This window comes from Phyllobacterium sp., assembly GCF_037994425.1.
In the GTDB taxonomy this organism is placed as follows: Bacteria; Pseudomonadota; Alphaproteobacteria; order Rhizobiales; family Rhizobiaceae; genus Phyllobacterium.
In genome coordinates this window covers 1-10,312 of sequence record NZ_JBBNAM010000093.1, presented here as the reverse complement: position 1 = coordinate 10,312, position 10,312 = coordinate 1, and the positions used below count along the sequence as shown (strand labels likewise).

Genomic DNA, 10,312 nt, shown 5'->3' with positions numbered 1-10,312 from the left:
AGACTGTCGAGCATCGCAATCAATCTCTGCGCAGTCGGTATTCGCCGGTCTCCGGATCCTGCACAAGGGTTCCTTGCGCATGGTTTTGTACTTCCTTCTCCGCTTCGCGGACACGCTTCGAAACGCGTTTCGCTTCTTTCTTAAATGAGCGGTAGCCGTATACGGCAATGACGCCGACAAGAGCGAAAAAGATCAACTGTGGCATTACGCGCAAACCTCGAAAAGCAATCCTATCCAATTCATATTAGCACGCGGCGCAGGGGATGAAAAACGGTCTCCACACCAATCAGAGGCCGAATCTCGACCAGAGCGCGCGCTCTTCTGCGGCACTGATCATACCGCTGGCAAAGTTGGCGCCAAGCTCCCCGATTTTGGTCTCAGCAGAGGGCAGCTTGCGTCCAAACAGGCCGCGGGGCTGGGCTATCAGTCTTAGTCGCGTCTTGGGGCCATATTGCGAGCGAAGGTATGAGCGCATGTCACCCAGTGCATCGACGAGCCCGAGTTCAAGTCCGCGCGTTCCGGTCCAGAACTGACCGGTGAAAAGGTCCGGATTGTCGGTCAGCTTCTCGCCACGCCGTTCCTTGACGAGATTGATGAATGTCTCGTGGATCTCGAGTTGCAGCGCCTTCAGGTGCTCCACATCCTCCTTGTTCTCCGGCCTGAACGGATCGAGGGTCGCCTTGTTCTTACCGGCCGTATAGACGCGCCGTTCGACGCCGATCTTCTTGATGAGATCGGTGAAGCCGAAACTCGCCGAGACGACGCCGATTGAGCCGACAATTGACGAGGGATCTGCGATGATTTCATCGCCGGCGATGGCGATCATGTAACCGCCCGAGGCAGCAACGTCCTCGACGAATATGTAGACTTTCTTGTTCTTCTCGGCGGCGAGATCGCGAATGCGCCGGAAGATCAAGCGCGACTGCACGGGCGATCCGCCCGGCGAATTGATTGAAATGGCAACGGCAGGCGAATCCTTGTCGCCGAACGCCTTTTCGAGAACGGCCGCCGTTGTGGCAAGTGAAAGATTCTGCCGGAATGGGCCGCCACCGGTCATGATGGCGCCATGGAGACGGACGACCGGTATTTCCACGTGATCGGGTCGCCAGCGGCGTGGCAATAGTTTCCGGATGAATCTCACCAGGCGTTTCTCCTTTATGAACATTGCTTTCGGAGCATGTAGGCGGCGCGCGACAATTCGCAATGCCACGATTGTTTAAAAAAGTGGCGCCAGTCCGTTGTTGATCGCGTCCGCGCGTTCGGTGAAGCTGTTGCCGCTTTCGTGGTGCATGACCAGGGCGGGCTGCAATGTCAGGCCGGCGCGACTGCCGCGCGTTCCCTTGATCACGATGCGTATGGCCGCCTCCTGCGGCCTTGGCTGCACAGGTACGATCAGCAATCCGCCGAACCGGCCTTTGAGCGCATCGAGAAGTTCGGCAATCGAGGTCGGCCGGGCAATGATTCCGATGCCACCGCCCGGTTTGACGATCGCCGTTGCCGTCCTGATCCACTGCTCCAGCATGCCATGTGTCATGACATGCGCCTCTGCCTTCATCAGATCCGGCGTCGAACGGTCCGTCGGCATGTTGAAAGGCGGGTTCATGATTGCGAAGTCAAAAGCGTTGTCGCCGAGCCCGGCGGCGATGCGCGACTTGCCTGTAAGTGTCACGTCCGCCTCGATAACCTCGGCGCGATTGGCGAGTGCGGTATTTTGCGGCAGCACAAGTGAGTTTCGAGCGAACTCTGCCATGTAGTCGGAGCGTTCGATCAGTGCTGCGCTGGCGTTAGGGCAGCGCGAGAGAACGGCAAGGCCAGCAGCTCCGGCGCCGGCCCCGAGATCGGCGACGTGGCCCGAGAAATCATTCGGTACCGTAGCCGCCAGTATCATCGCGTCGACACCCGAACGATGGCCCCTGGCGGCAGGCTGGAGCAAATGGAATCTGCCGCGGTGGAATGCGTCGATCGTGTGCGGAACGTCCCGGGCAAGCATGGTTCAGTTGCGCAGCTCCTGTTCGATCCCGGCGTCTTTCAGGAGTTGCCGAACCTCTTTTTCACGCTCGCCATCGACCATGATCCGACGTGCCAGAACGCCGAGCGAGCCCTCGAGGATGCTCATATTCGAGTCGGCAACGAAGTGAGCGATCCCGGCTTCCTTGAGGAGGGACTCCACGAAGGAAATTAGTACGGGGTCGTTGGTGCGCATTATTTCGATCATGACGTTCCCGGGTTGGAGCATACATTTTGAGCCAGCGCTTATCACGAATTTGTAAGCCTTGCTATTTCTGCGCGCCAATTCGCCGCTTGCGGGTTATATCCTGTCAAAATAAGGTGTCGCCGCATCAGGCCAGAACCGCAGGAGTTTCGTTTTGGGCGTTGTTGTCAGTCTTGACGAGAAGAAAAATACGACGGGATCGGTGCAGCCGCTGGTCGATCTGACCAGGGCGGACATGGGTCGCGTCAACGAACTTATCCTTTCCAAGGCCGGTTCAGACGTCGAGATGATTCCGGAAGTGGCGAACCATCTGATTTCGTCCGGGGGTAAACGTTTGCGCCCGATGATCACGCTCGCTGCCGCTCGCATGTTTGGTTATCAGGGCGATGGTCATGTCAAGCTCGCGACCAGCGTCGAGTTCATGCACACCGCGACCCTGCTTCACGACGATGTAGTCGATGAGAGCGACCTGCGGCGCGGCAAGAGTACGGCCCGCATGATCTGGGGTAACCAGGCGAGCGTTCTCGTCGGCGATTTCCTGCTCGGCCAGGCTTTCAAGATGATGGTGGATGTCGGATCGCTTGAGGCGCTTGATGTGCTTGCCACGTCTGCTTCCATCATCGCCGAAGGCGAGGTGATGCAGCTTGCCGCGGCGAAAAATCTCGAGACCACCGAAGATGAATATCTCGCCGTGATCAAGGCAAAGACGGCAGCGCTGTTTTCTGCCGCCGCCGAAGTTGGCCCGATCATCGCCTCCGCATCGCGCACCGATCGCCAGGCGCTGCGCTCCTACGGTCTCAATCTTGGCCTTGCCTTCCAGCTTGTCGACGACGCCCTCGACTATGGCGGCAACGCGAAGGATCTTGGCAAGAACACCGGCGACGATTTCCGTGAAGGCAAGATTACGCTGCCGGTCGTGCTCACCTATCGGCGTGGAACGTCTGAAGAGCGCCAGTTCTGGAAGGAAGCGCTTGAAAATGGCGCCAACGATGACAAGGGCCTCGAGAAAGCCAAAGGTTTGATGACGCGTTATGGCGCGCTCAATGATACAATACAGCGTGCACGCCATTTTGGCGGCATTGCCCGGGACGCGCTGGCCCCCCTCGACCGATCGCCGGAAAAGGACGCGCTCCTCGAAGTCATCGATTTCTGCATAAGCAGGGTCAATTGACGGGAAATTGATCGAACAATGCCGCTATCGGGTCATCGCGGGCATTCCAATCTTTCAATGAATGTTGAGAGAAAACCGTAAAAAGGCCATGGTTGGCCTTCTGGATTCGGCCAATCATGCAACTGGAAAGATAATGAGGGTTTCAATTATGCGGCGTAGTAAATTGCTCGGCTCCGTTATGGGGGCAACACTCGCCGTATTAACCGTGGGTGCCGCCGCGGCGGAGGCAGCAACCAGCAAGGCCCCGCCACCGTTGAATGCAGGCACGCTTTCGGGTGCCTTCCTGTCGGCCCGCAGCGCCGAACGTGACAACGACTTCTCAAGTGCGATCAACTTCTATCGACAGGCGCTGACATTCGATCCCAAAAATACCGAGCTTCGGCAGAGCCTGCTTCTCGTGCTCCTGACCGACGGCCAGTTCAAGCAGGCCTTGCCGATTGCAGAAGATCTCAAGGCCGTGCCAGAGATCGAACGGTTCTCGCGCCTTGCCCTCGGCATCGATGCGCTCAACCGCAAACAGTATCAAAAGGTAAACACCTTGATGATGCTGTCGCTGCAGTCGGATCTCGACCGCATGATCACCGGGTTGATTTCTGCATGGGCGAAGGCAGGGGCCGGCAAGCCTAACGAAGCGCTGTCCATGATCGACAAGCTTCAGGGCCCCGAAGGGTTCAATCTGTTCAAGACCTATAATTCCGCGCTGATCGCCGACATGGCGGGCCAAAAGGACAAGGCGGCTGCCTTCTACCAGAGCGCCCTCGACGACAAGGTGAGCGTCGCGGCGGCGCCGGACACCTATGAGCGGCTCGTCGAAGCCTTTGCATCGTTCAAGTTCAGGAATGGCGATCGCGACGGTGCCGAGGCCTTGATCCAGCAGGCATCGGAAATGCTGTCGGGACGCATGGTCCTTACGGAATTCGGCAAGCAGATTGCCGATGCGAAATCCATGAAGCCCTTGATTCAAACGCCGCAACAGGGCGCGGCCGAGGTACTCTACACGATTGCGACTGCCATCGACCGTAACGGTGCCGAAGCCTTCTCGAAGCTTTATCTGCAGATGTCGCTGCCGCTCCGTCCCGACAACGACGCAACGCTGTTCCAGCTTGGCGATATCAGCGCGAAGCTCGAACAACCGGAGAAAGCCATCGATTATTTCGGCCGCATCCAGGCCGATTCGGCCTATAGCCGAGACGCAAAAATGCAGTTGGCGATCAACCTTGCCATCCTAAAACGCAACGATGAGGCGATCCAGCAATTGAACAGCTTGCTGGATAGCAATCCGCAGGACATGCGGACCTATCTTGCAATCGGCAGCATCTATTCGCAGGACAAGAATTTCCGACAGGCCGCTGAGACCTATGACAAGGCCGTCGCGACATTGACCAGCCCCAAAAAGGAAGATTGGTCCATCTATTATCAGCGCGGGATTGCTTATGAGCGGCTGAAGGAATGGGACAAGGCCGAACCCAATTTCCTCAAGGCGCTCGACCTTTATCCGAACCAGCCGCAGGTGCTCAATTACCTGGGGTATTCCTGGATAGACATGAATATGAAGCTGGAACAGGGCCTCGACCTCATCAAGAAAGCGGTCGAAGCCCGCCCGCAAGATGGCTACATCGTTGATTCGCTTGGCTGGGCCTATTATCGGCTGGGGCGCTATGACGAAGCGGTCACACAGCTGGAGCAGGCCGTGAAACTGCGGGCTGAGGACGCGACGATCAACGATCATCTCGGCGACGCCTATTGGCGTGCGGGTCGCAAGCTCGAAGCAACGTTCCAGTGGGCGCACGCCCGCGATTCGAAGCCCGAACCGGAAGACCTGGTGAGGATCGAGGAAAAACTGAAAAACGGCCTGCCGGACGAAAAGGATCCGGGTGTGGCCAAAAACGGCACTGAGCCGGTGAAGCCGCCCGTCGAGCCGACGCCCGCGCCTGCGCCAGACAAGAAGGGCTGACCACGTCGTTTTGCTTGACCGGTTGGGGTGCAGGTCTTAGGGAGTGCACTCCAACCCTTCTTGCCAAAAGGTCGCCCGGTGACTTCTTCCTTGACCGATCACATGCAGCCGGCCCGTTCATTTCAGGGCCTCATTCTGACGCTTCACAATTATTGGGCCCAGCATGGCTGCGTGATCCTGCAGCCCTACGACATGGAAGTGGGAGCGGGTACATTCCACCCGGCAACGACCCTGCGTTCGCTTGGACCGAAGCCGTGGAAGGTCGCCTATGTGCAGCCGTCGCGTCGCCCGAAGGATGGCCGCTATGGCGAAAACCCCAATCGGCTTCAGCACTACTACCAGTATCAGGTGATCATGAAGCCATCGCCGGCAAATCTGCAGGAACTCTATCTCGGTTCCTTGCGCGCGATCGGCCTTGATCCCCTGCTGCACGACATCCGGTTCGTCGAAGACGACTGGGAAAGCCCGACACTCGGCGCCTGGGGGCTCGGCTGGGAATGCTGGTGCGACGGGATGGAGGTTTCGCAGTTCACCTATTTCCAGCAGGTTTGCGGTATCGAATGCTCCCCGGTATCCGGCGAATTGACCTATGGGCTCGAGCGCCTCGCCATGTACGTGCAGGGCGTCGACAATGTCTATGACCTGAATTTCAATGGCCTCGAAGGCGACGAGAAGGTTACCTACGGCGATGTGTTCCTGCAGGCCGAACAGGAGTATTCGCGGTATAACTTCGAGCATGCGAACACCGCCGTGCTACTGCGCCATTTCGAGGACGCCGAAGCCGAGTGCGAAGCCCTTCTGAAGGCCGGTGGTCCGAAGGCGAGTGACAACACTTCCATCCACAAGATGGTGCTGCCGGCCTATGACCAGTGCATCAAGGCGTCACATGCTTTCAACCTGCTCGACGCGCGCGGCGTGATCTCCGTCACGGAGCGGCAAAGCTATATTCTGAGGGTGCGCAATCTTGCCCGGCAATGCGGCGAGGCTTTCCTGCTAACCGAAGCTGGCGGCGTCAATTTCAGAAGCGAGTCCGTATAATGCCTGATCTTTTGCTCGAACTTCGCTCGGAAGAAATTCCCGCCAGCATGCAGCGCAAGGCTGCAGACGATCTGAAGAAACTCGTGACGGATGCTCTCGTAGATACTGGGCTTACCTATGAAGCCGCCGGCGACTACTGGACCCCGCGCCGACTGACGCTTGACGTGCGCGGTTTGACCGCGCACTCCAAGGATGTTCACGAGGACCGCAAGGGTCCGAGCGTGACCGCGCCCGAACAGGCCATCGCCGGCTTCCTCCGCTCGGCAGGTCTCTCCGATATTTCCGAAGCGCATGTTCACACCGACCCCAAAAAGGGCGATTTCTACGTTGCGCACCTCACCAAACCGGGTCGCGCCGCCGAAGAGATTATCGCCGAAGTCCTGCCGAAAATCATTCGTGAGTTTCCATGGCCGAAATCGATGCGCTGGGGCGCTGCATCTTCAAAACCGGGAAGCCTCCGCTGGGTTCGCCCCCTGCAATCGATTGTCTGCACCTTCGGGCCCGAAACCGAGGAGCCCGTGGTCGTTGATTTCGAAATCGACGGTCTGCGCGCGGGCAACATCACTTATGGCCACCGCTTCCTCAGCGACGGCAAGCCGATCACGGTGCGCCGCTTCGACGATTACGTGGCAAAGCTCGATAAGGCCAAGGTCGTACTCGACGCCGACCGGCGCAAGGAGATGATCCGCTCCGATGCGCAGAACATTGCCTTCGCGTCCGGTCTCGACCTCGTCGAGGACGAGGCGCTCCTGGAGGAAGTCTCCGGGCTTGTCGAATGGCCAGTCGTTCTGATGGGCGAGTTCGAGGAAGAGTTTCTCGCCATTCCGCCCGAGGTCGTCCGCCTGACGATCAAGACCAATCAGAAATGCTTCGTCACGCGCAAGCAGGGCGAGTCCGAGCGCCTCTCAAACAAGTTTATCCTCGTTTCGAATATTGAAGCGAAGGATGGTGGCCGCGAGATTGCATTCGGCAACGGCAAGGTTGTTCGCGCCCGCCTTTCCGATGCAATTTATTTCTGGCAGACCGACCAACATGATCTGCCCGACATGCATACGCTTGCGGCGGCGGCGATAAGGTTGGATCTTGATCTCAAGAAGCCGCTCGACCAGCGCATGGCCAGGCTCGACGCCCTCAATGTCACATTTCATGCAAAGCTCGGAACGCAGGGAGAGCGTGTCATCCGGATAAGGGCGCTTGCTCGCGAGATCGCGCCGCTGGTCGGCGCCGATCCGGCGCTGGCGATGCGCGCTGCGGTGCTCGCGAAGGCGGACCTGACGACGGAAATCGTCGGCGAGTTTCCCGAATTGCAGGGTGGCATGGGTCGCAAATATGCCCTCTTACAAGATGAACATCCCTCCGTGGCGGCGGCGATCGAAGAACACTACAAGCCACAGGGCCCCTCGGATATCGTGCCGAGCGATCCTGTTTCGGTGGCAGTGGCTCTGGCCGACAAGGTCGATACGCTTGTCGGCTTTTGGGCGATCGATGAAAAGCCCACGGGGTCGAAAGACCCGTTTGCACTGCGCCGTGCGGCCCTGGGTGTCATTCGCCTGCTGCTCTCCAATGACTGGAAAATCGAGCTTATGCCGGTCTTCGAAACCGCACTCTCGCAACTGCGCGAAGACAGCATCGAGAAGCGGGTCGAAAGCTACGAGGAACGGCAGGCCGCTCAGCAGTCTGGCGACGTCGATGGCGAGGAAGACGTCATCAACGCCGTTGCGGGCTTCGAGAAGCGCGTGCGCAGCGATGTGGTCAAGCAGGCACAGCCGGTACTGGTTGATCTGCTCGCCTTCTTCCATGATCGCATGAAGGTCTATCTGCGCGACCTCGGCGCCCGCCACGATCTCATCGATGCAGTGCTTACCGATGGCGCGGACAACCTGTTGTTGATTGCCCGCCGCGTTGAGGCGCTCGTTGTTTTCCTCAACACCGAAGATGGTCAGAACCTTCTCGCAGGCACAAAGCGCGCCGCGAATATCCTGAGCGCCGAAGAAAAGAAGGGCACGCCTATTGCCGGCGCGGTCGATTCAGCACTCTTCAGTCAGGATGAGGAACGGCGCTTGTCCACGGCGGTGAATCAGGCCGAGAAGGAAGCCGCGCAAGCGATTCAAAAAGAAGACTTTTCCGGTGCCATGATCGCGCTTAGTGCTTTGCGTGAACCGGTTGATTCATTCTTTGAGAAAGTGCTCGTTAATGACGAGAATGCAGCGATCCGGGCCAATCGCCTTGCGCTGCTTTCCCGTATCCGCACGGCAACCAATACGGTCGCAGATTTTTCGAAAATCGTTGGCTGACAAAAAAATTACGCGCTTGTCTCCGCACCTGGACCTTTTACTGCAAGCCGGCGCGAAGCGGCGTCTCAGCGACGTCGGCAAGGGTCTTTTGCGGCACTGGCTCGCCGGCTGGAACGAGTTCAGCGGCATTGGCTGCAATTGGCGACGTCGATGCACTGGCGACAGTCGGTGTAGTTGGCGAGGGAACATCCCGACCTTGCAGGCGGGCCATATATTGCCGCGAGCGTTCGCGGCGTTCTACGTAGGCTTGAAGGCGTGCCGCTTCCTCGGCGCGCTTTGCCGCACAAGGAGTGCAGATCGGATTGCCGTCTGCGTCGATGCTGTCGTAACCGACATAGGAAATGGATTTCGGCGTCGTCGATCCGTCAATCAGATTGATGGATTCTCCTGCGTAGGCTGGAGCCATTAGCATGATGGTGGCAGTAGCAGCGAGTATCTGGCGCAGCATGGTAGTGCGTTTCCCCCTGAGGTTCATCCCTCTAGATCCCAGCTCTAGCAGCGATATATTGCCAAGCCATATTCCGGATCGATTCAATTTTACGCATGAACTCATTCGGCGTGTTCATCAGCCGATACTTGCGAGGATATATCGGCATCGTGTAGGCAAGGCTGGTCATTGGAGAACGCCTTGGCAACGATTTTGGGAACGGACGATCAGGCAGTGCTGACGGCAGCCAATGCGCTCGCCGATGGCAAGCTCGTCGCGATTCCGACCGAGACCGTCTACGGCCTTGCCGCCGACGCGACCAATGGTGATGCCGTTGCCGGTATTTTCGAAGCGAAGGGCAGGCCGCATTTCAATCCTCTGATCTGCCATGTCTCGGGTATCGCCATGGCCGAACGCTACGCTGCGATCGATCCGCTCTCGCGACGGCTGATGGAGGCGTTCTGGCCGGGACCGCTCACGTTCGTCCTGCCGCTCAGGCCCGATACCGCGATTCACCCGCTGGTCGCCGCCGGTCTCGATACGATTGCCGTGCGCATGCCGCGCGGCGTTGCCGGCAAGATCATCGCAACGCTGGATCGCCCGCTCGCGGCGCCGAGCGCCAATACGTCCGGCAAGATCAGCGGAACCAGCGCGCATGCCGTGAATGACGACCTTGGCGCGCGGATCAGCCTTATTCTTGACGCCGGCCCCTCCGAGGTCGGGTTGGAGTCGACGATCGTCAAGGTCGATGGACCCCGCGTTGCGTTGCTACGCCCGGGTGGTCTTGCGGCCGAAGACATAGAGGCGGTCGTTCAGGCAAAGCTCGAACGTATGGACCAGCGGGCAGCTATCGAGGCGCCTGGCATGATGGCCTCGCACTACGCGCCGACGGCGAGCATGCGGCTGAACGTGCATGAAGTGAGGGAAGGTGAGGCGCTCTTGGCCTTTGGTCCGCAGCGTGCGAGCACTGCCGAGAACGCGAGCGCCAGCCTCAACCTCAGCGATAGCGGCAATCTGCGCGAAGCGGCCGCCAATCTGTTCGATTTCATGAAGCGCCTCGATCGCCTCGGTGCCCCCGTCATCGCCGTGGAGCCCATACCTTTCAACGGCCTCGGCGAAGCGATCAATGATCGGCTTGTCCGCGCCGCCGCGCCCCGTGCCACGTTAATTGCCGAAATGGATGAGATAAAATGAGTTTGACGCCTGAACTTCTTGA

Annotated in this window: 10 protein-coding genes; 5 read left to right on the top strand and 5 right to left on the bottom strand. The window is 58.7% G+C overall.

Annotation, left to right across the window (positions count from 1 at the left end):
- Positions 1-19 precede the first annotated feature (19 nt).
- From AAAB35_RS06785 to AAAB35_RS06770, 4 genes are all read right to left on the bottom strand, one after another.
- Positions 20-205, bottom strand: coding sequence for a hypothetical protein (locus AAAB35_RS06785; RefSeq protein WP_340667446.1), 186 nt, complete (start codon positions 203-205; stop codon positions 20-22).
- 81 nt (positions 206-286) lie between these two features.
- Complete coding sequence (locus tag AAAB35_RS06780; protein WP_340667448.1) at positions 287-1,144, bottom strand: S49 family peptidase; 858 nt, start codon at positions 1,142-1,144, stop codon at positions 287-289.
- A gap of 72 nt (positions 1,145-1,216) precedes the next feature.
- The gene (locus AAAB35_RS06775; RefSeq protein ID WP_340667445.1) at positions 1,217-1,990 is read right to left on the bottom strand and encodes a methyltransferase; all 774 of its coding nucleotides are present in this window, start codon (positions 1,988-1,990) and stop codon (positions 1,217-1,219) included.
- A gap of 3 nt (positions 1,991-1,993) precedes the next feature.
- The gene (locus AAAB35_RS06770; protein ID WP_340667444.1) at positions 1,994-2,215 is read right to left on the bottom strand and encodes a DUF2007 domain-containing protein; all 222 of its coding nucleotides are present in this window, start codon (positions 2,213-2,215) and stop codon (positions 1,994-1,996) included.
- 151 nt (positions 2,216-2,366) lie between these two features.
- Here AAAB35_RS06770 and AAAB35_RS06765 point away from each other — a divergent pair, with 151 nt between their 5' ends.
- From AAAB35_RS06765 to glyS, 4 genes are all read left to right on the top strand, one after another.
- A complete protein-coding gene (locus tag AAAB35_RS06765) occupies positions 2,367-3,383 on the top strand; it encodes a polyprenyl synthetase family protein (protein WP_340667443.1) in 1,017 nt (338 codons plus the stop codon).
- Between the two features lie 133 nt (positions 3,384-3,516).
- Positions 3,517-5,337 carry a tetratricopeptide repeat protein gene (locus AAAB35_RS06760; RefSeq protein WP_340667442.1) on the top strand — a complete coding sequence of 607 codons (1,821 nt, stop codon included), beginning with the start codon at positions 3,517-3,519 and terminating at the stop codon, positions 5,335-5,337.
- Between the two features lie 102 nt (positions 5,338-5,439).
- Positions 5,440-6,375, top strand: coding sequence for a glycine--tRNA ligase subunit alpha (locus tag AAAB35_RS06755; RefSeq protein WP_340667447.1), 936 nt, complete (start codon positions 5,440-5,442; stop codon positions 6,373-6,375).
- Entirely contained in the window at positions 6,375-8,669 is a 2,295-nt protein-coding gene (gene glyS, locus AAAB35_RS06750; protein WP_340667441.1) for a glycine--tRNA ligase subunit beta, read from the top strand. The genes AAAB35_RS06755 and glyS overlap by 1 nt, the downstream gene beginning before the upstream one ends.
- Positions 8,670-8,706: 37 nt before the next feature.
- Here glyS and AAAB35_RS06745 read toward each other — a convergent pair whose 3' ends face one another.
- Entirely contained in the window at positions 8,707-9,117 is a 411-nt protein-coding gene (locus AAAB35_RS06745; RefSeq protein WP_340667440.1) for a hypothetical protein, read from the bottom strand.
- Positions 9,118-9,297: 180 nt separating this feature from the next.
- Between AAAB35_RS06745 and AAAB35_RS06740 the strand changes: the two genes are divergently transcribed.
- Positions 9,298-10,290, top strand: a complete 993-nt coding sequence (locus AAAB35_RS06740; protein ID WP_340667439.1) for an L-threonylcarbamoyladenylate synthase — start codon at positions 9,298-9,300, stop codon at positions 10,288-10,290.
- The last annotated feature ends 22 nt before the right edge of the window (positions 10,291-10,312 follow it).